The sequence below is a fragment of the Micromonospora sp. CA-246542 genome (genome assembly GCF_050942905.1).
Lineage (GTDB): Bacteria > Actinomycetota > Actinomycetes > Mycobacteriales > Micromonosporaceae > Micromonospora.
Window position 1 is genome coordinate 5,994,965 of the sequence record NZ_CP192040.1, and the last position, 21,831, is coordinate 6,016,795.

At 72.1% G+C, this 21,831-nt stretch carries 24 protein-coding genes and 1 pseudogene; 9 read left to right on the forward strand and 16 right to left on the reverse strand.

Annotated elements, in window-relative coordinates; all coding sequences use genetic code 11:
• Positions 1-4 precede the first annotated feature (4 nt).
• Together ACQP0N_RS27765 and ACQP0N_RS27770 are read right to left on the reverse strand one after the other, a co-directional pair.
• Positions 5-1,183 carry an NAD(P)-dependent malic enzyme gene (locus ACQP0N_RS27765; RefSeq protein ID WP_355050522.1) on the reverse strand — a complete coding sequence of 393 codons (1,179 nt, stop codon included), beginning with the start codon at positions 1,181-1,183 and terminating at the stop codon, positions 5-7.
• A 144-nt stretch (positions 1,184-1,327) separates the two neighbouring features.
• Positions 1,328-1,678 (reverse strand): S24/S26 family peptidase, encoded by a 351-nt coding sequence (locus ACQP0N_RS27770; RefSeq protein ID WP_433115255.1) that lies wholly within the window; start codon positions 1,676-1,678, stop codon positions 1,328-1,330.
• An 84-nt stretch (positions 1,679-1,762) separates the two neighbouring features.
• On the opposite strand from ACQP0N_RS27770, the gene sodN reads away from it, so the two are divergent.
• From sodN to ACQP0N_RS27785, 3 genes are read left to right on the forward strand one after another with little or no spacing between them, the layout of a single operon-like run.
• Positions 1,763-2,167, forward strand: coding sequence for a superoxide dismutase, Ni (gene sodN, locus ACQP0N_RS27775; protein ID WP_355050524.1), 405 nt, complete (start codon positions 1,763-1,765; stop codon positions 2,165-2,167).
• Complete coding sequence (locus ACQP0N_RS27780) at positions 2,164-2,739, forward strand: N-acetyltransferase family protein (RefSeq protein WP_433115257.1); 576 nt, start codon at positions 2,164-2,166, stop codon at positions 2,737-2,739. Before sodN ends, ACQP0N_RS27780 begins: the two co-directional genes overlap by 4 nt.
• A 31-nt stretch (positions 2,740-2,770) precedes the next feature.
• Entirely contained in the window at positions 2,771-3,178 is a 408-nt protein-coding gene (locus ACQP0N_RS27785; protein ID WP_355050772.1) for an ATP-binding protein, read from the forward strand.
• Positions 3,179-3,293: 115 nt separating this feature from the next.
• On the opposite strand, the gene ACQP0N_RS27790 is transcribed toward ACQP0N_RS27785, so the two are convergent.
• Complete coding sequence (locus ACQP0N_RS27790) at positions 3,294-3,683, reverse strand: hypothetical protein (protein WP_433115259.1); 390 nt, start codon at positions 3,681-3,683, stop codon at positions 3,294-3,296.
• Between the two features lie 43 nt (positions 3,684-3,726).
• On the opposite strand from ACQP0N_RS27790, the gene ACQP0N_RS27795 reads away from it, so the two are divergent.
• Positions 3,727-4,677, forward strand: coding sequence for a diacylglycerol/lipid kinase family protein (locus ACQP0N_RS27795; RefSeq protein ID WP_355050527.1), 951 nt, complete (start codon positions 3,727-3,729; stop codon positions 4,675-4,677).
• Positions 4,678-5,124: 447 nt separating this feature from the next.
• Positions 5,125-5,382 carry a WhiB family transcriptional regulator gene (locus ACQP0N_RS27800; protein WP_007072794.1) on the forward strand — a complete coding sequence of 86 codons (258 nt, stop codon included), beginning with the start codon at positions 5,125-5,127 and terminating at the stop codon, positions 5,380-5,382.
• Between the two features lie 85 nt (positions 5,383-5,467).
• On the opposite strand, the gene ACQP0N_RS27805 is transcribed toward ACQP0N_RS27800, so the two are convergent.
• Genes ACQP0N_RS27805 through ACQP0N_RS27820 form a run of 4 tightly spaced genes read right to left on the reverse strand, consistent with a single transcriptional unit; the run spans position 5,468 to position 8,863 of the window.
• On the reverse strand, positions 5,468-6,253 hold the full coding sequence (locus ACQP0N_RS27805) for a sirohydrochlorin chelatase (RefSeq protein WP_433115261.1): 786 nt from the start codon (positions 6,251-6,253) through the stop codon (positions 5,468-5,470).
• Entirely contained in the window at positions 6,235-6,996 is a 762-nt protein-coding gene (locus ACQP0N_RS27810) for a phosphoadenylyl-sulfate reductase (RefSeq protein ID WP_433115263.1), read from the reverse strand. The genes ACQP0N_RS27805 and ACQP0N_RS27810 overlap by 19 nt, the downstream gene beginning before the upstream one ends.
• Entirely contained in the window at positions 6,993-7,154 is a 162-nt protein-coding gene (locus ACQP0N_RS27815) for a hypothetical protein (RefSeq protein WP_355050529.1), read from the reverse strand. The genes ACQP0N_RS27810 and ACQP0N_RS27815 overlap by 4 nt, the downstream gene beginning before the upstream one ends.
• Positions 7,151-8,863 carry a nitrite/sulfite reductase gene (locus tag ACQP0N_RS27820; protein ID WP_433115265.1) on the reverse strand — a complete coding sequence of 571 codons (1,713 nt, stop codon included), beginning with the start codon at positions 8,861-8,863 and terminating at the stop codon, positions 7,151-7,153. Before ACQP0N_RS27820 ends, ACQP0N_RS27815 begins: the two co-directional genes overlap by 4 nt.
• Positions 8,864-9,320: 457 nt before the next feature.
• Here ACQP0N_RS27820 and ACQP0N_RS27825 point away from each other — a divergent pair, with 457 nt between their 5' ends.
• On the forward strand, positions 9,321-10,796 hold the full coding sequence (locus ACQP0N_RS27825; RefSeq protein WP_433115267.1) for a glycosyltransferase family 39 protein: 1,476 nt from the start codon (positions 9,321-9,323) through the stop codon (positions 10,794-10,796).
• 260 nt (positions 10,797-11,056) lie between these two features.
• Here ACQP0N_RS27825 and ACQP0N_RS27830 read toward each other — a convergent pair whose 3' ends face one another.
• The gene (locus ACQP0N_RS27830; protein ID WP_433115269.1) at positions 11,057-12,661 is read right to left on the reverse strand and encodes a histidine kinase N-terminal domain-containing protein; all 1,605 of its coding nucleotides are present in this window, start codon (positions 12,659-12,661) and stop codon (positions 11,057-11,059) included.
• A gap of 30 nt (positions 12,662-12,691) precedes the next feature.
• The gene (locus tag ACQP0N_RS27835) at positions 12,692-13,723 is read right to left on the reverse strand and encodes an SIS domain-containing protein (protein ID WP_355050775.1); all 1,032 of its coding nucleotides are present in this window, start codon (positions 13,721-13,723) and stop codon (positions 12,692-12,694) included.
• A gap of 181 nt (positions 13,724-13,904) precedes the next feature.
• Here ACQP0N_RS27835 and ACQP0N_RS27840 point away from each other — a divergent pair, with 181 nt between their 5' ends.
• Positions 13,905-15,734, forward strand: a complete 1,830-nt coding sequence (locus tag ACQP0N_RS27840) for a tetratricopeptide repeat protein (protein WP_433115271.1) — start codon at positions 13,905-13,907, stop codon at positions 15,732-15,734.
• Positions 15,735-15,798: 64 nt separating this feature from the next.
• On the opposite strand, the gene ACQP0N_RS27845 is transcribed toward ACQP0N_RS27840, so the two are convergent.
• On the reverse strand, positions 15,799-17,382 hold the full coding sequence (locus ACQP0N_RS27845; RefSeq protein ID WP_433115272.1) for an MDR family MFS transporter: 1,584 nt from the start codon (positions 17,380-17,382) through the stop codon (positions 15,799-15,801).
• A gap of 112 nt (positions 17,383-17,494) precedes the next feature.
• Between ACQP0N_RS27845 and ACQP0N_RS27850 the strand changes: the two genes are divergently transcribed.
• Positions 17,495-18,106: a TetR/AcrR family transcriptional regulator gene (locus ACQP0N_RS27850; RefSeq protein WP_433115273.1), complete on the forward strand. Its 612-nt coding sequence runs from the start codon at positions 17,495-17,497 to the stop codon at positions 18,104-18,106.
• Positions 18,107-18,117: 11 nt separating this feature from the next.
• Here ACQP0N_RS27850 and ACQP0N_RS27855 read toward each other — a convergent pair whose 3' ends face one another.
• Positions 18,118-18,627, reverse strand: a complete 510-nt coding sequence (locus ACQP0N_RS27855; protein WP_433115275.1) for a GNAT family N-acetyltransferase — start codon at positions 18,625-18,627, stop codon at positions 18,118-18,120.
• Entirely contained in the window at positions 18,624-18,845 is a 222-nt protein-coding gene (locus ACQP0N_RS27860) for a biotin/lipoyl-binding carrier protein (protein WP_007464729.1), read from the reverse strand. Before ACQP0N_RS27860 ends, ACQP0N_RS27855 begins: the two co-directional genes overlap by 4 nt.
• Before the next feature lie 212 nt (positions 18,846-19,057).
• Here ACQP0N_RS27860 and ACQP0N_RS27865 point away from each other — a divergent pair, with 212 nt between their 5' ends.
• A complete protein-coding gene (locus ACQP0N_RS27865) occupies positions 19,058-19,132 on the forward strand; it encodes a 50S ribosomal protein bL37 (protein ID WP_369752275.1) in 75 nt (24 codons plus the stop codon).
• Between the two features lie 127 nt (positions 19,133-19,259).
• Here the strand turns inward: ACQP0N_RS27865 and rsrA are convergent, their stop codons facing one another.
• The 4 genes and pseudogenes from rsrA to ACQP0N_RS27885 all read right to left on the reverse strand — a co-directional run bounded on the left by rsrA (position 19,260) and on the right by ACQP0N_RS27885 (position 21,727).
• Positions 19,260-19,547 (reverse strand): mycothiol system anti-sigma-R factor, encoded by a 288-nt coding sequence (rsrA, locus tag ACQP0N_RS27870; protein WP_355050536.1) that lies wholly within the window; start codon positions 19,545-19,547, stop codon positions 19,260-19,262.
• A 1-nt stretch (position 19,548) separates the two neighbouring features.
• Positions 19,549-20,376 (reverse strand): sigma-70 family RNA polymerase sigma factor, encoded by an 828-nt coding sequence (locus tag ACQP0N_RS27875; RefSeq protein WP_355050537.1) that lies wholly within the window; start codon positions 20,374-20,376, stop codon positions 19,549-19,551.
• 216 nt (positions 20,377-20,592) lie between these two features.
• Positions 20,593-21,254: pseudogene (locus tag ACQP0N_RS27880) on the reverse strand (alpha/beta hydrolase family protein).
• An 80-nt stretch (positions 21,255-21,334) separates the two neighbouring features.
• Positions 21,335-21,727 (reverse strand): WhiB family transcriptional regulator, encoded by a 393-nt coding sequence (locus ACQP0N_RS27885; RefSeq protein ID WP_355050539.1) that lies wholly within the window; start codon positions 21,725-21,727, stop codon positions 21,335-21,337.
• Positions 21,728-21,831 lie beyond the last annotated feature (104 nt).

The window sequence follows — 21,831 nt, forward strand, 5'->3', positions numbered from 1 at the left end:
GCGGTCACCGCCGGGCCACCCCGTCACGGCGGGCGGCCTCGGCCACCGCCTCGGCGACGGCCGGAGCGACACGCGGGTCCAGCGGCGACGGGACGATCGCCTCGGGAGTCAACGACTCGGCCACCACCCCGGCGATGGCGTCCGCCGCGGCGACCTTCATCGCCTCGGTGATCCGGGTGGCGCCGGCGTCCAGCGCGCCCCGGAACACCCCGGGGAACGCCAGCACGTTGTTGATCTGGTTGGGGTAGTCGCTGCGGCCCGTGGCGACCACCGCGACGTGCCGGGCGGCCACCTCCGGGTGCACCTCCGGGGTGGGATTGGCCAGCGCGAACACGATCCCACCGGGCGCCATACCGGCGATGGCGGCCTCCGGGATCTCGCCTCCGGAGACGCCGATCAGCACGTCCGCGTCGCGCAGCGCCTCGGTGATGTCGCCGTGGCGGCCGTCCGCGTTGGTGCTCGCCGCCAGCTCGGCCTTGCCACCGGTCAGCTCGGTGCGGTGCGCGCCGATGATCCCCTTCGAGTCGCAGACGACGACCTGGTCGGGGTTGACGCCACCGGCGATGAGCATCTTCGTCACGGCCACGCCCGCCGCGCCCGCGCCGCTCACCGCGACCCGCAGGTCGCCGAGCTTGCGGTTGAGCAGGGTGGCGGCGTTACGCAGCGCCGCGAGCACCACGATGGCGGTGCCGTGCTGGTCGTCGTGGAAGACCGGGATGTCCAGCGCCTCGTCGAGTCGCCGCTCGATCTCGAAGCAGCGCGGCGCGCTGATGTCCTCCAGGTTGATCCCGCCGAACGAGGGGGCCAGCGCCCGCACCACCGCGACGATCTCGTCCACGTCCTGGGTGTCCAGGCAGATCGGCACCGCGTCCACCCCCGCGAACTGCTTGAACAGCACCGCCTTGCCCTCCATCACCGGCAGGGCGGCCCGCGGGCCGATGTTGCCGAGACCCAGCACGGCCGAGCCGTCGGTCACCACCGCGACAGCGTGCGACGCCCAGGTGTACTCATCGGCCAGGGCGGGGTCGGCGGCGATCGCCTCGCACACCCGGGCGACCCCCGGGGTGTACGCGAGGGAGAGGTCCTCGCGGCTGGTGAGCGGCACCGTCGAGGCGACGGCCATCTTGCCGCCGACGTGCAGTTGGAAGACGGGATCAGCGGGGTCCACGGTGGATGAAGACATGGCGGTGACTCCAGGATCTGTCGAGCAGATGTGAGGCGGCGGGCCCGGCCGCGAGGTGGGCGGCGAGCGATGGCACGCGGCGCGGGGGGTCACCCGGCACTTTCCGAGCATAGTGTCGACCCTGCCCCTCGGATGTGAGCAGGGTCATATAACCCGACGAGGCACCCGTCCGGGGCGCGGCCAGTAGCGAGCCACCACCCGACCGCGCACGTCGGCCACGCCGTACGCCCGGGAGTCGTCGGTGATCAACTCGTTGTCACCGCGCAGCCACCAGCCGCCATCCTGCGGCCGGACCGCCCGCTTGACGACCAGCAGTTCCGGCCGTGTCCGGAAGACCGCGACCACCACGTCGCCGGGTCGGATGGGACGCCCGCCCGAGCGGACCAGCACCGCGTCGCCGTGCCGCAGCGTCGGCGCCATGGACGGGCCGGCCACCGCGACCGCCGTCAGCGGGCCGCGCAGACGAGGCGGCCCACTCGGGTGATCGGCGCGCACCGGTTTCACCTCCACCCGGTTCGGGGAGCATTCCCAGGAGTAATGTCGCCTTTGATCATCGCAAACTTCCCATGGAGGATCCCGATGCGACTTCCACGCATCCTTGCGCCCCGCGTCACCGCGAGCGCTCACTGCGACCTGCCGTGCGGCGTCTACGACCCGGCCCAGGCCCGGATCGAGGCCGAGTCGGTCAAAATGATCTGCGAGAAGTACCAGGCGAACACCGACCCGGAGTTCCGCACCCGGGCGGTCATCATCAAGGAGCAGCGCGCCGAGCTGGTCAAGCACCACCTGTGGGTGCTCTGGACCGACTACTTCAAGGCGCCGCACTTCGAGAAGTACCCGAACCTGCACACCCTGTTCAACGAGGCCACCAAGCTCGCCGGCGCCAGCGGCGTCAAGGGCAGCCTCGACCCGGCCACGGCCGACCAGCTCCTCGCGAAGATCGACGAGATCGCGAAGATCTTCTGGGAGACCAAGAAGGCGTGACCAACCCGGTCACCCCGACGATCCGGCCGGTACGTCCCGCGGACGTACCGGCCGTCGTCGCCATGGTGCACGAACTGGCGGCGTACGAACGCGCCCCCGAACAGTGCCACCTCACCGCCGACCAACTCTCCTCGGCGCTGTTCGGGACTGCTCCAGGTCAGGGCGCGGTGTCAGAGGCGCCGAGCTGGAGCAGTCGTCCGACCGCCCCGGCGCTCTTCGGTCACGTCGCGGTCGACGAGCACGACGCGCCGGTCGGCTTCGCCCTGTGGTTCCTCAACTTCTCCACCTGGTCCGGCGTGCACGGCATCTACCTGGAGGATCTCTACGTCTCCCCGGCGGCCCGGGGCACCGGCGCGGGTCGACTACTGCTCGCCACGCTGGCCGGCATCTGCGTACGTCGGGGTTATCGCCGGCTGGAGTGGTGGATGCTCGAGTGGAATCCGGCCGCCGGCTTCTACGCCTCGATCGGTGCCGAGCAGCTGAACGAGTGGGTCCCGTACCGGCTCAGCGGTGACGCCCTACGGGTTCTGGCCGCTCAGGCGGAGGCCGCCGACACGCGCTCGGGCGACTGACCGGGTAGAGTCCCCGACCGGGGGGATGAGCGTGACTCAACTGACCGGCCAGCCAACGACCGACGACGACGTGGTGCACCTAACGGTGCCCGCCGACGGCGGTTACCTCGGCGTGCTCCGTACCGCCACCGCAGGTCTCGCGGCCCGGCTGCAGTTCGCGCTCGACGAGATCGAGGATCTGCGGATCGCGGTCGACGAGGCGTGCGCCATGCTGCTCGCCATCGCCACCCGGGACGCCGAGTTGGAGTGTCGGTTCGCTGTCACCAACGACGCGCTGACCGTCGAGGTGACCGTGCCGACCGTCCGCGGCGCCACGCTGCCCGCCGAGTCGTCCTTCGCCTGGAAGGTGCTCACCGCGCTGACCACGTCGGCGTCTGCCACGGCCAGCGACGGCCGGGCGACCATCTCGTTGCTGACCCGCCGCTCCGGCGGTTACTGACCGGCAACGCCCCGCCGGGCCGCGAGGCGCCGGGCGGCGAGGCACGGCGTCGCGGGCGGGGCCGCCGCTCACAACAGCGTGTCGCGACGGGCTGAACCGCGCCCGCCGGTCGACGTCACTCGAAGCCGAGGGCCTTCGTCGTGGGCGGGCTGACGAGCAGCCAGCCGACGCCCAGGCCGAGCGCCATCAGTGGAATGCCCAGCCAGCCCATCCCGCCCTGGATCATGAACCAGCCGATCGGCAGCAGCATCAGCTGAAGGACGATCGCGGGGGCCCGTGCGCCGGCCCGGCGGCGCAGCAGCGCGCGGCCCAGAGCCCACAGCGCGACGGCCGCCCCGATGGCGAACGCGGTCACCAGCAACGCCGACGCGAGATCGGTGGTGTCGGCGGTCAGGTCGGCCCAGACCAACCAGACCGCGATCAGCCCGACGGCGACCGCCTCCGCCCACAGCAGCCGCACACCCCAGCGAAGCGTGCTGGGAATCCGGGCCGAGTCGATGGTCACGCGCGCCACGATACCCGTGCTACCGAGAGGTACAGTGCCGCCCATGCGGGCCGTCCTGGTGGTCAATCCGAAGGCCACCACCACCAGCGAACGCAGCCGAGACGTGCTTGTCCGTGCGCTGCGCAGCGAAGTCGACCTCAGTGTGCGCTACACCCGCCGCCGGGGGCACGCCATGGCGTTGGCCCGGGAGGCCGCCGCCGAGGGCGTCGATCTCGTCGTCACCCTGGGTGGTGACGGCACCGTGAACGAGGTGGTGAACGGCCTGATGACGGCCGAGCCACCGGCCGGCGTCGGTGACGCGTCGATGGCGCAGCGGCTGCCCGCGTTGGCCACCGTTCCGGGCGGTTCGACGAACGTGTTCGCCCGCGCGTTGGGTCTGCCCCGGGAGTGGCCGGACGCCACCAGCATGATCCTGGAAGGGCTGCGGCTGGGCCGTCAGCGCACGGTCGGGCTGGGCCGCGCGGACGACCGCTACTTCACCTTCTGCGCCGGGTTCGGGCTGGACGCCGCCGTGATCCACCGGGTGGAGCAGGCCCGGCGCAAGGGGCGGGTCTCGACGCCCGGGCTCTACTTCCGCTCGATCATGAGCCAGTACTTCTTCGCCTCGGACCGGCGGCATCCGGCGATCAGTCTGGAGCGACCGGGTGAGGAGCCGGAGGGCGAGCTGGCCACCGTCATCATCCAGAACACCGCCCCGTGGACGTACCTGGGTGATCGGGAGGTCAACCCGAATCCGGAGGCGTCGTTCGACCTGGGCCTCGACGTGCTGGCGCTGCGTCAGCTCCGGGTGGCTAGCACAACACGGACAGTCACTCAATTCATAGGTCGGCGGCCGGATCCGAACGGACGTCAGGTGTTACGCCTCCATGACACTGCGGAGTTCACCCTGGTCTCAAGCCGCCCGCAGGCGTTCCAGCTCGACGGCGACTATCTTGGCGAGCGGGAGAAGGTCAGATTCACCTCCATTCCGGCCGCACTGAGAGTAATCTGCTAGGTCTCGGGTACTGCCCTTGGTCGACGCGGCGCCGCAACCGCTTCGGCTGGCGCCGCCACACCGAGGGGCAGGTGCCGGAAATGTCAGCAATGTCACGCGGACTGTACTATATTGATCCTCGACTGTGGCACGGCGGGTAACCAGGAAGGCACTGGAACCCGGACAAATGGGTTGTGGGCTTGCTCACCGCGCGGAGTTTTTCCGAGCGTCACCCTTGACATCGCGAGCGTTCGTGAAAGTATTCACAAGCGAACTTGAGTTACCGGGACATTGCCTGGATATGCTCGTCAGGTTGAGCTGTTCCAGCAGGTCCCCGGGGCTGACTGCCTGCTCACGCACTGCCGAATGGTCAGACGCGAACGGTCACCATAGGTACTGCGGATGCATATAGGAAAAGCACTACCCGCAATAAATTGCCACCCATCCAGAATGAGGAGTGTTGCCGCCATGGACTGGCGTCACCATGCTGTCTGCCGCGACGAGGACCCGGAGCTGTTCTTCCCGATTGGGACGTCCGGACCGGCTCTCCTTCAGGTCGAGCAGGCCAAGGCCGTCTGCCGGCGCTGCTCCGTCACCGACCAGTGCCTCCAGTGGGCGCTCGAGTCGGGTCAGGACGCCGGCGTCTGGGGCGGGATGAGCGAGGAGGAGCGGCGCGCTGTCAAGCGGCGCGGCGGCCTCCGGGTGCTGCGCGCTCACTCCGCCTGATCCCCCAACGACACACCAGTACGCCCCGGCGGGTCCGCCTGCCGGGGCGTACTGCTGTCCAGCAACGACCGGGGCGGACGAGCGGTCAGGCCGGCTCGTCGACCCGGTTGAGCACCAGCTCTGCCAGCTCGGGCGCATCCGTCAACGGGGCCGCCACCGCCACCGCGCCGGCCGCCCGCGCCGAGGCGGTCACCGCGTCGTGGAACAGGCCCGGCGCGAGGAAGTACGCGGACACCGCGACCCGACGCGCGCCCGCCGACCTCAGCCGCGTCACCGCCACACCCGTCGCCGGTGGAGCCGCCGAGGCGTACGACACCCGGCAGGGCACCCCGAACTCGACGCCGAGCGCGTCGGCCACCCGCCCCACGGAACCGCGCGCACGCGCGTCCCGGGTGCCCGCGGCGGCCAGCACCAGGGCGTCGAAGCGGCCCGGAGCGACCTCCGCGAGCCGACGGCGCAGCCCCGCCAGCAGGGTTGGCGCCACCGTCCCGTCCGCCGGGCCGAGCACGTCGGTCACCCGTACCGTCAGCGCTGCTCCGGCCGTCGTCGCGGCGGTCACCGCCGCCGGAATGTCCACCCGACGGTGGTACGCGGCGGTCAGTAGCAGCGGCACCACCACCGCGCGCCGGTGCCCCGCCTGGGCCAGCGTGCGCAGCACCTCGGTCGGCCCCGGCTCGGTGTGGTCCAGCCAACTCGCCCACACCGACAGGCCGGGCCGGGCGGCCGACACCGCCCGGGCCAGCGCCCGGGTGGCCTCGGCGGCTCGTGGATCCCGGCTGCCGTGCGCCACCAGCACCACCGGGGCCGCCCCGCCGGCCACACCGGGGCCGGTCGGGGTCGTCGACGACGAGGTCAGACGTGCAGCCCGCACTCGGTCTTCTCGAACATGGCCCAGCGGCCGGCGCGCGGATCCTCGCCGGCCTTCGTCCGGCGGGTGCACGGCCAGCAGCCGATCGAGCCGTACCCCTGCTTGAACAGCTCGTTGACCGGCACGTTCCAGCGGGCGATGTAGGCGTCCACGTCCCCCTGCGACCAGGCCGCGATCGGGTTGACCTTGACCTTGCCGCGCCGCGCGTCGAACGTCACCACCGGCGTGTTGGCCCGGGTGGGCGACTCGTCCCGACGCAGACCGGCGGCCCAGGCGTCGTACCCGGACAGGGCCCGCTCCAACGGCTCCACCTTGCGCAACTGGCAGCAGTCGTCCGGCGACTTGTTGAACAGTCGCGGACCGTACTGGCCGTCCTGCTGCCCCACGGTGAGCCGCGGTCGGATCGACCGGACGTTCACCGGCAGCGTACGGGCGACCTCGTCGCGTACGCGGAGCGTCTCGGGGAAGTGCAGACCGGTGTCGAGGAAGACCACGTCCACGCCCGGGGCGACCCGGGACACCAGGTGGGCCAGGACGGCGTCGGCCATCGAACTGGTGACGCAGAACCGGTCGCCGAAGGTCTGCGCCGCCCAGCGCGCGATCTCCAGCGCGGGAGCGCCCTCCAGATCCCGGCCGGCGTCCTCGGCCAGCGCGCGCAGCTCGTCCGGGCTACGCAGGGACGCGTCAGCGGGCTTCGGACCACCCGGGCCGACCAGGCGCAGGCTTGCGGCGGAGACGAGGCTCATCGGGTCACCGTCCGGGAGAGCAGCCCGGTGAACTTCACCGAGAAGACCCGGGCGCAGGCGTGGCACTCCCAGGCGCCGTGCCCCGCCTCGTGCGGCCGCAGGTCCTCCTCGCCGCAGTACGGGCAGTACAGGGGTGCCGCTCGGTTCTCGCTGCTCACCGCAGTTCCTCCTCGTCGACTCTGATCACCCAGTTGGCGAACGTCTCGCCCTCGCCCCGCCCGGCCAGGTAGCGGCGGGCCAGCCGTTCCACGTACTCCGGAAGCTCGTCAGCGGTGGTCTTCAGACCCCGCAGCTTGCGGCCGAAACCGGCGGTCTGGCCCTGCGCCATGCCGAGGCCGCCGCCCAGGTGCACCTGGAAGCCCTCGACCTGCCGACCGTCCGGGCCGACCACCAGCTGGCCCTTGAGACCGATGTCGGCCACCTGGGTGCGGGCGCAGGCGTTCGGGCAGCCGTTGATGTGGATCGAGATGTCCGCGTCGAAGTCGCGCAGCCGCTGCTCCAGCCGGGCCACCAGCTCCTCGCCCCGGGCCTTGGTCTCGACGATGGCCAGCTTGCAGTACTCGATGCCGGTGCACGCCATGGTGCCGCGCCGCCAGGCCGACGGCCGGGCCTCCAGGCCGATGCCGCGCAGCGCGTCGACGAGCGACTCCGTCCGCTCCGACGGCACGTCGAGCACCAGCAGCTTCTGGTACGGGGTGAGCCGCACCCGGTCGCTGCCGTGCGCCTCGACCACGTCGGCCAGTTGGCTGAGCTGCGCGCCGGAGACCCGCCCCACCACCGGGGCGGCACCCACGTAGTGCCGCCCGTCGGCCTGCTCGTGCACGCCCACGTGGTCGACCGGCTTCGACGGCAGGGTCGGCGCGGGACCGTCGAGCAGCGTACGACCGAGGTAGTCCTTCTCCAGGACCTCGCGGAAGCGCTCGACGCCCCAGTCCGCGACCAGGAACTTCAGCCGGGCCCGGTTACGCAGCCGGCGGTAGCCGTAGTCACGGAAGATGCCGACCACCCCGGCCCACACGTCCGGTACCTCGGCCAGCGGCACCCAGACGCCGAGCCGCTTGGCGAGCATCGGGTTGGTGGAGAGACCCCCGCCCACCCAGACGTCGAAGCCAGGCCCGTGCTCGGGGTGGTCGACACCGAGGAACGCGATGTCGTTCGACTCGTACGGGGTGTCGACCAGCCAGGAGATCGACGTCTTGAACTTGCGGGGCAGGTTGGAGAACTGCTTGTCACCCACGTACCGGGCGACGATCTCGTCGATCGCCGGGGTCGGGTCGAGCAGCTCGTCGCGGGCCACCCCGGCGACCGGGCTGCCGAGCACGATGCGCGGGCAGTCGCCGCACGCCTCGGTGGTCTGCAGGCCGACCGACTCGAGCCGACGCCAGATCTCCGGCATGTCCTCGACGCGGATCCAGTGGTACTGGATGTTCTGCCGGTCGGTGATGTCGGCGGTGTCCCGGGCGAACTCCCGGGAGATGTCCGCGATGACCCGCAATTGGGCCAGGCTGAGCTGGCCGCCGTCGATGCGGACACGGAGCATGAAGAACTCGTCCTCCAGCTCGTGCGGCTCCAGCACGGCGGTGCGCCCGCCGTCGATGCCCGCCTTGCGCTGGGTGTAGAGGCCCCACCAGCGGAACCGGCCGCGCAGGTCCTGCGGGTCGATGGAGGCGAAGCCACGGTGCGCGTAGATGTTCTCGATCCGGGCCCGAACGTTGAGCGGGTCGTCGTCCTTCTTGATCCGCTCGTTGGGGTTGAGCGGCTCACGGTGCCCGAGCGCCCACTGGCCCTCGCCCCGGGGCCGGCGCGGCGGCCGGGCGGGCCGGGCCGTCGGGTCCTCGGGCCGGGCCGGGATGCTGCTGACCGCCATCGCGGCGTCCTCCGTTGTCTGCTGTGCCTCGGGGCACGCGCGGGGCGCGACGGCCGGCCCGACGAAGCGGGCGGGACAACGGTGTCTTCAGACAGCCGGCGCGGAGCGCGCCCGAGACAGATTGGTCGGGCGTCGTCAGTGAGCCGGACAGATGGCGCTGCGCACGCGGCCGTAGTCGACGTGGCGACGAGCCACGAAGCGGCGGACGACAGCGGCGGTCATGCGCCCATGCTGCCACACCGCGTAGGGCCCGGCCAATGTCCACGTGCGGCATCCCACATCACGGGCCAACCCGCCCCCCTCCCCGCGATCTTGCACTTTCTGTTGCGACACAAGGGGCACCGCGCCCATATTGGCGACCGAAACTGCAAGATCGACGCGGGTTGGCGTGGCCAGGTCAGCGCGGCACTTCGCCGGGTGGGCCCGGAGGCCTTGGCAGCGTGGCAGGCTCGGGGCTGTGGGCGGATGGTCCGGGAAGGCGATCGGGGTCGCGCGGGGCGTGCCCGTCTGGCTGCTTCCGGCGCTGCTGACCCTGGCGATCACGCTGACCGGGATCGGCTCGGCCCAGCTCTGGCGCGACGAGCTGGCGACCTGGAGCGCCGCCACCCGGTCGACGGGCGAACTCGCTCGACTGGCCGGGACCATCGACGCCGCCACCGGACCGTACTACCTGTTCATGCACGTCTGGGTCCTGGCCGTCGGCGACTCCACGGTCGCCCTGCGGGTGCCTGCCGCGCTCGCCATGACCGTCGCCGCGGGGCTGCTGGCCGTGCTCGGGGCGCACCTCGTCGACCGGCGCGCGGGTCTCCTCGCCGGGCTGCTGTTCGCGGTGCTGCCCAGCACCTCCCGGTACGGGCAGGAGGCCCGCCCGTACGCCCTGGCCACTGCCCTCGCGGTACTCGCCACGCTGTTGCTGGTGGCCGCGCTGCGCCGGCCGGGTTGGGCCCGCTGGACCGGGTACGGCGTCGCCGTGGTCGCGCTCGGGCTCACCCACCTGATCGCGCTCACCCTGTTGGCCGCGCACGCGCTGGTCGTGCTGATCTGCTGGTGGAGAGGTCCCGCCGTGGGGGGCATCGCCGAGCCCGGCGGTCGGGATCGGCGGGTGTGGCGCTGGGCGGTCGCGCTGGTGCCGGCGGTGCTGGTGGTGACCCCGCTGCTGCTGCATGCCCGTGGGCAACGCTCCGAGCAGTTGAACTGGGTCGACCCGGCTCGGCTGGACGACCTGAGCGCGCTGCCGGGCGGCGTGGCCCAGAGCAGCGTGGTGGGCGGCCTGCTGGTCGGGGTGGCGGCGCTCGGCGCGGCCCGACTCCGACGGCGCGCCCTGCTACCGCTGAGCGCGGTGCTGCTGCCGGTCCTGCTGCTCTTCGGGGCCGGCGCGGTCGTACCCCTGTGGGTTCCCCGGTACCTGGTGTTCGTGGTGCCGTTCGCCTGTCTGCTGGCCGGCGCGGCGCTGGGGTCGGTGCCCGCGCCGGCCGCGCTCGCCGTGGTGGTCCTGGCCGGGCTTCTCGGCCTCCCCGACCAGGCCGCGTTGCGGCGGACCCACGAGTGGCCGCGCAGCGCGCCGGTGGACTACGCGGGCGTGACCCGGGTGATCGCCGACGGTCAGCGCCCCGGGGACGCCGTGGTCTACTCCCCCCGGCACAGTTGGCTCTTCCTCGATCTGGGCATCGAGTACCACCTCGACGACCCGCCACGGGACGTGCTCGTCACCGAGGACGAGGTCGCCCGGGGCGATCTGTGGGCCGCCGAGTGCCCGCGACCGGCGCAGTGCCTGGCCGGCACGGCACGGGTCTGGCTCGTGGTGGCCGGCCGGCACGCCGAGCCGCTGGCCTCCGTGCCGGACGCCAAGGGCGACGCGCTGCGCGCGCAGTTCACCGTCGCCCAGGTCTGGCAACGCCCCGGCCTGACCGTCGCCCTGCTGACCCGCCGCTGACCGACCGGCCACCGCGCGGAGCCGCAAGTCGACCGTCGGCCTGATCGCTCCCAGCGAGGCCGACCACGCGAGGTCGACCGCGGGCCCGACCGTCCAGCAGGCGAGCGGAACCACGGGCGTCGGCTGACGACCTCATCGCCCAAGAGGCGTGGCCGGCCCACTGCGATGAGCGTGATGCCGGTGAGTCATCAAGATGACTCACCGGCATCACGCTCATTCACATATCCGCTCCCCGGAAGGGCCCGCGGGCAGCGGACGGCTCAACCCTGGGAGCGGCCGTCCGAGGCGCTACGGCCGAGTGGGACGACCAGCAACGCCTCGGTGCCTCCGTTGACGCCCGCGCGCAACTCGATGGTGCCGCGCAACTCCCCCGTGACCAGTGCCCGGACGATCTGGAGGCCGAGTCGGCTGCCGCGTTCGGCGTCGAACTCGGGCGGCAGCCCGCGTCCGTTGTCGGTCACCGAGACGTGCAGCATCTTGCGGAACCGGTGCGCCGAGACGACCACCTCGGGTCGCAGCGACGGATCGACCTCGGGTGCGGCCACCGGCACCAGGCCCGAGGCGGCCGCGCTCGCGACTGGCTCCTCCGCCTCCTCCGCCTCGTCCGCCGGCGGGAAGCCGTGCTCGACGGCATTGAGCAGCAGTTCGTTGAGCACCATCACCAGCGACGTGGCGATCTCGGCCGGCAGTACTCCGAAGCTGCCCTGGCGGCGCATCCCGACGCTCACCTCGGTCGCCGCGACCTCGGTCGCCGCGCTGGCGACCCGGTCGACGATGCCGTCGAACTCGACCGCCTCGTCACTGGACATCGACAGCGTCTCGTGCACGAGGGCGATCGAGGCGACCCGGCGGACGGACTCCTCCAGGGCCACCCGGGCCTCCGGCATGGCCACCCGGCGGGCCTGCAAGCGCAGCAACGCGGCCACCGTCTGAAGGTTGTTCTTGACCCGGTGGTGGATCTCCCGGATGGTGGCGTCCTTGGTGATCAGCGCCCGATCCCGGCGGCGGACCTCGGTGATGTCCCGCACCAGCACCAGCGCGCCGATCGGTACGCCGGCGGGCATCAACGGCAGCGCCCGGGTGAGCATCGTGGCCCCGCGCGCGTCGATCTCCCGGCGGGGCGGGGCCTCGCCACGCAGCGCGGCCAGGATCCCGGTCGCCGCCTCGGTGCCGTCGAGCGGGTCGCCGGCCAGTCGGCGGTGCAACGCCGCCAGGTCCTCACCCACCAGGTGCGAGGCGTAACCCAACCGCCGGTACGCCGACTGGGCGTTCGGGCTCGCGTAGGTGACCTTGCCCCCGGCGTCGAGGCGTACCAGGCCGTCACCGACGCGGGGCGCGGACGTTGTCTCGCCCGGGTGCCGGGGCGGCGGGAAGGTGCCGTCCGCGATCATCTGGGCGAGGTCGTCGGCCGTGGTCAGGTAGTTGAGTTCGAGCTGGCTGGGCGTTCGCGCGGTGGAGAGGTTGGTGTCCCGGCCGACCACGCCGATCACCTCGCCGGCCTCACCGTCGGCGGTGCGCAGCCGGACCGGGATCGCCTCGTGCCGGGCGGGCACGTCGCCGTACCAGACCGGGTCGCCCTCGCGCCAGATCCGCCCCTGGGAGTAGGCGACCGCCAGGTGGGCCACCTCCGAGCCGCCGATGATCCGGCCCACCTGGTCGTCCTGGTACGCGGTCGGCGCGGTGGTGGGGCGCACCTGGGCGACGCAGAGGAACGTGCCCTCGGCGTCGACGGGCACCCAGAGCAGCAGGTCGGCGAAGGACAGGTCGGAGAGCAACTGCCAGTCACCGGCGATCCGGTGCAGGTGGTCGATGTCGGCCGGACGGAGGTGGGTGTGCTCCTCGGCGAGGTCGCGCAGCGTGGACACGGTGACCAGGGTGCCACGCCGCGCCGCGCCTCACATCGTCGCGGTGACCTTCTTCAGGCCGCGCGGCGCGTCCGGGTCCTCGCCGCGGGTCAGCGCCAACGCCAGCGCCAGGCGCTGCAACGGCAGAATGTCCAGCAGCGGGGCGTACCGCTCGTCGACCTCGGGGACGGCGAGCCGCGCGGTGCCCGGCACGTCGGCGGAGCCGACCACCACCACGTCGGCGCGGCGCTCGCCGAGCCGGGGAAGCACCTCGCCCATCGACCGGCCGCCGGGGCCGGAGCCGACCACGGCGAGGACCGGGACCTCCGGATCGGTCATCGCGAGCGGGCCGTGCAGCAGGTCGGCGCCGGAGAAGGCGAGCGCCGGCAGGTACGAGGTCTCCATCAATTTCAGCGCCGCCTCGCGGGCGGTCGGGTAGGCGTACCCCCGGCCGGTGGTGACGAGTTGGCGGGCGAAGCGGTAACGCGGTGCGAGCTGGGCCGGGGTGTCGTCGGCAAGGGTGCGGGCGGCCAGGTCGGGCAGCGCGGCGAGCGCCTCGCGCTCGGCCGTGGGGAGTACGCCGTCGCCGGCCCGGATGCCCTCCACCAGCATCAGCAGGGCGAGCAGCTCGGCGGTGTACGTCTTCGTCGCCGCCACCGCGCGCTCGTGCCCGGCGGCGATGTCGATGCTCAGCTCGGCCGTCTCGACGAGCGGGGAGTCGGGGGCGTTGGTCACCGCGAGGGTGAGCGCGCCGGAGGCCCGCGCGGCGCGCAGCACCTCGGCCAGGTCGGGCGAGCCACCGCTCTGGCTGACCCCGACGACGAGGGCGTCGGACAGGTCGGGGCGTGCGCCGAAGAGGGTGACCACGCTCGGCGAGGCGAGCCCGGCGGGCAGGCCGAGCCGGATCTCGGTCAGGTACGCCCCGTAGAGGGCGGCGTGGTCGGAGGTGCCCCGGGCGGTGAAGACGACGTGCCGAGGTCGACGCTCGGCGACGGCGGCGGCCACCCGGGCGATCGCCGCCGCGTTGGCGGTGTCGAGCAGGCGCGCGTAACCGGCCGGCTGCTCGTCGATGTCGGCGGCCATTCCGGACCCTGCACGTGACACGGACACTCCCCTCCTGCGCGATTGCCGCGCGTTTCCTGCTCAGTCTTGCACCCTTCTGCTGACCAGAGCAATTATTCGAGCACGAGTGCGCAGTTGATCACTTGATCATCTCAATATCAACTACGCTGGCCCCGCCGAGAAACTGCGACGAGAGGACACCGTGCCCGAGGGAAGGGACAACCCCGCGCTCTCCGCGACGGAGGAGCTGGCCCTGGCCCGGCTGGCACTTGACGAGGGTGACCTCCACCACGCCGCCCGCCACCTCGCTGGCGCGTTGGCACGAGCGCCCACCCTGCCCGAGGTGCACGAGACGCTTGCCCGCCTCGCCACGGCCGACGGAGGAGGCCTCGATCTCTTTCCGATCAACCACCACACCTTCGTGGGCGCGGTCGTCGCCCGTGCGCACCTCCTGGCCGCCGCCGGCCGCCCCGCCGAAGGGCTGGAGCTGCTCGCCGCCGCGACCAGCCACGCTCCCGGCGCCGAGTGGGCGGGCGTGCCCTGGGTGACCGCTCCCGAACTGGCCGAACGGCTGGACCCGGACCGCCTGGCCCGCGTCCTCATGCAGGTCTGCGCGGCGCTCGGCGACCCCGTGCCGCGCGCCGGCCGGGCCGCCCTCACGCCGTACCTCACGCTGGCCCGCAACGCCGTCACCGTCCATCCGGAGAACGGGACGCTGCTGGGCGCGGCGTCCGCGCTGGCCCGGCGTCTCGGCGAGGTCGCGCTGGCGATCCGCTGGGCCAACCGAGGGGTACGGAGCCAGCCGTCGAAGATGGGCGAGGTCTGGCTCGGGTACGCGTACCGCAGCGCGGGCCGGACCCGAGACGCCCTCGCGGCCCTGTACCGGGCGGTCGACCTGGACCCCGACGACCTGGCCGTCTATGCCGACATCGCCGGCACCCTGGCCGACATCGGCCGGCTCGACGACGCGCTGGAGTGGACCGAGCGGGCGCTGGCCCGGGACCCGACGTTCGACTGCGCGGTGCACACGACGCACCGCCTGCGGCACCTGCGCGACGGCGACGTGTCCCACCTGGTCGCGCTCGCCGACTTCATCCGTGACCACCCGGACGACAGTCACGAGCACGGCGACCTGGCCCAGTGCTGTCGTGCGCGGCCCTGGCTCGGGCAACTGACGCCGGCCGGCGGGCCCCTGCTGGACGCGCTGCGCCAGGCGGTCGCCGACGACGACAACGGCATCGGCGGCGTCGTACACCTCACGGCGGCAGCCCCACCGAGCGCCCTGCGGACGGTGACGTCCGTGGCGCCCGGGCTGCGCGTCGAGGTGGAGGGCGCGGTCGAGCCGGACCCGCGCGAGCCCCGACGCGCGTCCGCGCGGCGGCTCTGGACCTTCACGGGTCACCTGCCGACGCCAGCGCTTCCCGGGCCCTCGGCGGTGGCGGTCGAGCGGATCGGTCAGGTGGCCCAGCCGGCGTGGCCGCACCCACCGGCCGCCTACGACGCGGCGGTCGGCCTGGCCGGTCTCGACGTGGACGACCTGCTCGGGCTGCTGGTGCGTCCGCCCGCCGCGCCGGCCAACGCGCTGGGCCGGTTGCTGGCCGCGCAGGATCCGTCGATCTGGGTACGCGCCGTTCAGGTGTGGGCCTGCCTGGGGCTGCTGCACCAGCGCACCGACGAGCCCTGGGACGGCTCGACGAGACGACAGGTGCTGCTCGACCTGGTCTGGGGCGTGGAGGACTGGGTCACCGAGGCGGCGCTGTTCGCCCTGGTCACCGCCGCCTGGGTGGACCCGGCGGCGCGGTCGGACGTGGCCCGGGTGGTGGCGGAGCGGTTGGCCGACGTGGCGACGGTGGCCCAGACGCGGCCGGTGCCGATCGCGACCTCGCTGGCCCACCTCGCGCTGGCCGCCCCCGCCGTCGATCCGGCCACCACGGCCCTGGCCACCCGGATGCTCGGCGAGCGGGCCCCCCGACTTCCGCGCCCACGCAACCCGCTACGCCGTCTCTGGCAGCGCCTGACCCACGGACGCTGAGTTTCCCGCGCCCACGCGAGAAGCGCCCCGCCGAGGATCGGCGGGGCGCTTCTTCGGGGGAGGGTCAGGCCACCGGGGCCTTGCCGAGGGCGACCTCGGCCTCTTCCTCCGGTGTCGCCTGCGCCGGCGCCTCGTTGGCGGTGCGCAGCGGAATCTCCTTGATGAACCAGGCGAGCACCGGGATCGCCACGGTGAACAGCACGGCCCAGAGGAACACGTGCGAGATCGCGTCGGCGAGGCCACTGAGGACCAGCTCCTGCGCCTGGGCGGGGAGCTGCTTGAGCTTCTCCAGGTCCATCCCACCGCCGCTGGACTCGCCGCCGAAGGCCGCGCCGGCGGCGGAGTCGGCCAGCCGGTTGGCGAAGATCGCGCCGAACAGCGAGATGCCGAACGAGCCGCCGATCGACCGGAAGAACGTGGCCGCGCCACTCGCCGCGCCCAGGTCCTTCTGCTCCACGCTGTTCTGCGCGATCAGCATCGAGGTCTGCATGAGGAAGCCCATGCCGACGCCGAGCACGACCATGTAGAGCGAGGACGTCAGCTTGCTGGTGTTGGTGTCGAGCATGGACAGCAGCGCCATGCCGCCGGCCATCACCACACCACCGACGATCGGGTACGCGCGGTACTTGCCGTTCTTGGTGATCGCCCGGCCGACGGCGAGCGAGACGACGAGCATGCCGAACATCAGTGGCAGCAGCAGCAGACCGCTGTTGGTGGCCGAGGCCCCCTGGACGGTCTGCTGGTACAGCGGCAGGAAGTTCATGGCACCGAACATCGCGAAGCCGAGCAGGAAACCGACCACCGAGATCAGCGCGAAGTTGCGGTTGGCGAAGAGCGTCAACGGCAGGATCGGCTCCGGGACCCGACGCTCCACCAGGCCGAACGCCACTAGCGACACCAGCGCCAACGCGGCGAGGCCGAAGATCTGCGGCGAGGTCCAGTCGTACTCGTTGCCGCCCCACGTGGTGATCAGGACGATCGCGGTGATGCCCACCGAGAGCAGCCCGGCACCGAGCCAGTCGATCCGGTGCTCGGTCCGGTACTTCGGCAGGTGCATGGTGGTGATGAGTACGAGCAGCGCGATGCCACCCAGCGGCAGGTTGACGTAGAACGCCCACCGCCAGGAGAGGTTGTCGGTGATGAAGCCGCCGACCAGCGGGCCGGCCACCATGGCGATGGCCATGATGCCGGCGATCATGCCCTGGTAGCGCCCGCGCTCGCGGGGCGGGACCAGGTCGCCGATGATCGCCATGACGCCGACCATCAGGCCGCCCGCGCCCAGGCCCTGCACGGCCCGGAAGGCGATGAGCTGCACCATGCCGTCCCCGGGCCCGCCGAAAATCCCGGAGCCGGCCATGCCGCAGAGCGCCGAGCCGACGAGGAAGATGACGACCGAGGTCAGGAAGACCGACTTGCGGCCGTAGAGGTCACCGAGCTTGCCCCAGATCGGGGTGGAGACGGTGGTACCCAGGACGTACGCGGTGACCACCCAGGTGAAGTGGTTGAGCCCGCCGAACTCGCCGACGATCCGCGGCAGCGCGGTGCTGACGATCATGTTGTCGAGCATCGCGAGCATCATCGCGATCATCAGCCCGAACAGCACGACCCGTACATTGGGTCGCACGTCGGCCTGGGTTGCCTGAGTCATGGGTAAGCTCCCCCCGAGGTTTGTCGTACTTACTTGCCGCCCGGCTAGTCACCTTACTAGCCGCACGGTAAGTTGGATACCGGCACGCGGTCAAACGAATTGGAGGGCGTGGGTGAGGGAGAGCACAGGCGGCACCCGGGAGCGGATCAAGGCCGTCGCGTTGGAGCTCTTCACCGAGCAGGGGTACGAGAAGACCTCGCTGCGGGAGATCGCCGAACGCCTCAACGTCACGAAGGCCGCGCTCTACTACCACTTCAAGAGCAAGGACGACATCGTCGCCAGCTTCGTGGAGGATCGGCTCGACCAGATGGACGCGCTGACCACCTGGGGCGAGTCACAGCCGGCGACCCTGGAGACTCGGCGCGAGCTGATCTCCCGCTACGCCGACACGATGTTCGGCGGCGACATGCCCTCGGTGATGCGCTTCTTCGAGCAGAACCAGACCGTGCTCAAGAGCCTCTCCTCCGGCCAACAGATGCGCGGCCGGATGATGCAGCTCGCCAACGCGCTCTGCCGCGGCGACGACTCCCCCGCCGCCCAACTCCGCGCCGCGCTGTCCCTCTTCGCCGTGCACACGAGCTGGTTCGCCGTACGGGCGCCGGGCATCACCGACGAGGAACGCCGCCGGCTCGCGCTGGAGGTCGCCGACGAGTTGCTGGCTGCGATCGGCACTCCGCGAGACGGGGACGCCACCCCGACCAGCCCGGCCACCGCTCGCGGCTGACGGGCCGACGGTCAGCCGCGGGGCAGCTCCAACCGCAGGCCGAGCAGGGCCACCCCGGCCGCCGGCGACCAGTCCTTCTCCGGCGTCCGCACGAAGCCGAGACGCTCGTAGAGCCGGTGGGCCGACACGGCCATCCCCGCGCGGACGCAGATCACGACGGCTGTGCAACCCAGCTCGGCGGCCCGGTCGACGCACGCGCGCGCCAGCGCCGCGCCGACACCCCGCCCCTGGGCGGCCGGGTCGACGGCCAGCATGCGGAACTCCGCCTCGCCCGGCCCGGACAGCTCGGCGAACGGGGTGCCCGGCAGCACGAAGGTCACCGAGCCGAGCACCGCGCCGGTCGCCTCGTCCACCGCGACCAGCACCTCGCCGGCGGCGGCCCGGGTCGACACGTCGGCCAGCACCGCCGCGTACCCGTGCTCGCCCTTGAGCTGACCATCCGCCTCGTACGAGGCCACGGTCAGGCGGGCGATCGCCGGGAAGTCGGCCGGGCCGGCGAGCCGGACCAGCGGGCCGGTCAACCGATCACCGCGATCAGGTCGCCGTCCTGCACGACGTCGCCCTCGTGGACGGCGAGCTGCTGGACCACGCCGTCGGCCTCCGCGACGACCGGGATCTCCATCTTCATCGACTCGAGGATCACCAGGGTGTCGCCCTCGGACACGGTGTCGCCCGCCGACGCGACGACCTTCCAGACGTTCGCCACCATCTCGGCGCGGATCTCCTCGGCCATGTCCACGGCCCTCCCTTTTCGCGATGTACCTGCCGACGTATCCAATCACGCGAGGCTGGGGCATGGGTGCGCAGCGGCGCGGATCGGCCCCGGCGGCAGGGACGGGGGGTCGGTCGCACTACCATCAGCGGGTCGGACCCGACGCCGGGCGGCGGCGTGGGTGCAACCGGCGCGAGGCCGCGCGCGAGACGGATCCGACCCATCACGAGGAGGTCAGCATGGCGAAGAAGGCCCGGAAGAAGAAGGCCCGGAAGAAGAGCAGCGCGAACCACGGTAAGCGCCCCAACTCCTGAACGTGCCGACGGGCCGACAGCCCGTCGACGGTCAGCTCAGCCCGGCCGAGGCCGGGTACACCGGTGGCCCAGGTCGGTATCGACCCGGGCCACCGGCGTGTGTGCTTCGTGCTTGGTACGCCGACGCTCAGTCGGCCAGTTCGCGGGAATCGCTCGTCTCGAAGACCACCAGCTCGGTGAGCTTCACCCGAAGCCGCTCACGCAGCTGGTCCGGCGCGGTCTCGTTGCCGCAGCAACGCGCGACCAGCGCCCGCACCTCCTGCTCGAGCCCGTACTCGCGCAGGCACGGCCCGCACTCGTCGAGGTGGTGCCGGATCAGCGCGCGCCGCTCGTCGGCGCACTCGAGATCCAGGTAGAGGTAGACCTCCGCGAGCACCTCGCGGCAGTCCGTCTCGTGCGGCTCTCCACAGCTCACGTCACACCTCCCGGCTGGCAGCGGCAGCGGTCGAGCCCTTCGCGGACCGGGCCGGGCTGAAGCCCCGCTCCGCGGCGTACTGCTCGAGCAGCTTGCGCAGATTACGACGGCCGCGGTGCAGACGCGACATCACGGTGCCGATCGGCGTGCCCATGATGTCGGCGACCTCCTTGTAGGAGAAGCCCTCGACGTCGGTGAGGTAGACAGCCAGGCGGAACTCCTCCGGCAACTGCTGGAGGGCTTCCTTGACGTCGCTGTCCGGCAGCCGGTCCAGAGCCTCGGTCTCGGCCGAACGCAGACCGCTGGAGGTGTGCGACTCGGCCTCGGCGAGCTGCCAGTCGGTGATCTCCTCGGTCGGCGCCTGGATCGGCTGGCGCTGCCGCTTGCGGTAGGAGTTGATGTAGGTGTTGGTCAGGATCCGGTAGAGCCAGGCCTTCAGGTTCGTGCCCTGCTCGAACTGGTGGAAGGCGGCGTACGCCTTCAGGTACGTCTCCTGGACCAGGTCTTCGGCATCCGCCGGGTTACGCGTCATGCGCAGCCCAGCAGCGTAGAGCTGATCGACGAATGGCATCGCGTCCCGTTCGAACCGGGCCCTGCGCTCGTCCGTCTTCTCGGTGGTCAACCGCACATCCCCTCGCGTCGGATGCTTTCCCGCCGAGGATACGCGCACGGACCTGCCCACAGATTCACTTCCGGCCGGTGTGCTCGTGCTCACCGCACCCACCCCGCCCGGTCCCGCTGTCACGGGCCAGTCCGGGCCATCCAGCAGCCGCCGTAGCTGCCGGGCGTCCCGCTCGTCCCGTTCCAGGCTTCGTGTCTCGGTCGGCACCGGTCACCCCCCTCGCAGAAAAGTCGTCCGGGGTTAGTAACGCGAGATGACCACTGGGGCATTCCGTCCGGCTCTCCCGTTCCTGGTCCCGGCGCCGGTGACGCCGGCGCTGGGACCAGGAAGGGCCTGGGAGGACTGGTGACACCTGTCCGGTTCGGGCGGGCGGCACCATCGGATGCAACGACCCGCGCCCAGCAGCGGAAACGGTCCCCGAGGTCAGTCGGCCGTCCAACCGTGGGAGCGCAGCCAGTCCCGGACGACCACCGCCGTCCCGGCCGGGTCGCGTCGCAGGTCGTGCGTCTCCCCCGGCCGGGTCACGACCTGTACGCCCGGCCCGGACCCGGGCACGCCGAACGGATCCCGGTCGCCGTTGACGACGAGCGTCGGCAGGCCGGTGGCGAGTTCGGCCGCCCGGGACCGCTCCGGCTTGCCGGGTGGGTGCAGCGGAAAGGCCAGCGCGAGGACGCCGGCCGCGCCGACCGCGCCGGCCGTCCGGCAGGCGACCCGCGCGCCACTGGAACGGCCACCGACCAGGATGGTGGGTACGTCGGTGTGCCGCTCGCGCAGCGCGGTCAGCACCGCCGTCCACGCCTCGTCGAGGTGCCCGGCGGGGGCCGGCGCGCGACGGCCGGCGACGCGGTAGGGCTGCGTCACCCGGATCACCGTCAGGCCGGCGGTGACCGCCGCGTCCCGAACCGCGAGCAGGTCGGGGCGTCCACGCTGCCGCCCGCCCCGTGGCCGAGCACCAACAGGGCGGCCGGGGCGCGAGCCGGCGCGACGCCGACCGCCCGGCCCGGCGCAACGGTCGGACCGGCCGGTGGGTCGGTGTCGATCCGCGCCGGACCGCGCGGGGTGTCGATCTCTTCGCTGGGCAGCACCGGCCCATTCTGCGCCGACCGGGCCGGTCACCGGGATCGGTTCGCCGCGCTGGTCGGCTCAGCTCAGCGGCACGCCATGGTCAGCTCAGCGGCACCAGCGTGAGCAGGCGGTCGCGGACCGGAGGGCCGGCGTCGTCGACCGCGTCCGGGTCGGGTTCGACCTCGCCGCGCCACGCGACGAGCATCGCCCGCCGCTCGCGCGGTGTGGTCGCCCCCCAGACGCCGTGACAGTCACCGACCTCCAACGCCCACGCCAGGCAGGAGCCCTGCACGTCGCAACTGCGGCAGAGTGCGACGGCGGCGTCCGCCGGTTCGTTAGGTGCCGGAAAGAACGTCTCCGGATCGACGCTCTGGCACGTTCCTCTGGTGCGCCACGCTTCGTCCTGTCGACGTTCTCGTAGGGCCCTGAGCAGCCGCGGATCTCTACGTGCCGCAGCCACCTCGTGCGGGCGGGGCATACGCGCCCGTGTCATTTCACCCACCTCCCCCGTGGGACCGGCAGGATCGGTGAAGTCGTCCGCCCCGTGCGAACCGACAGCCACTACCGGCGCTGTGTTGTATCGCACTTTCGGACACC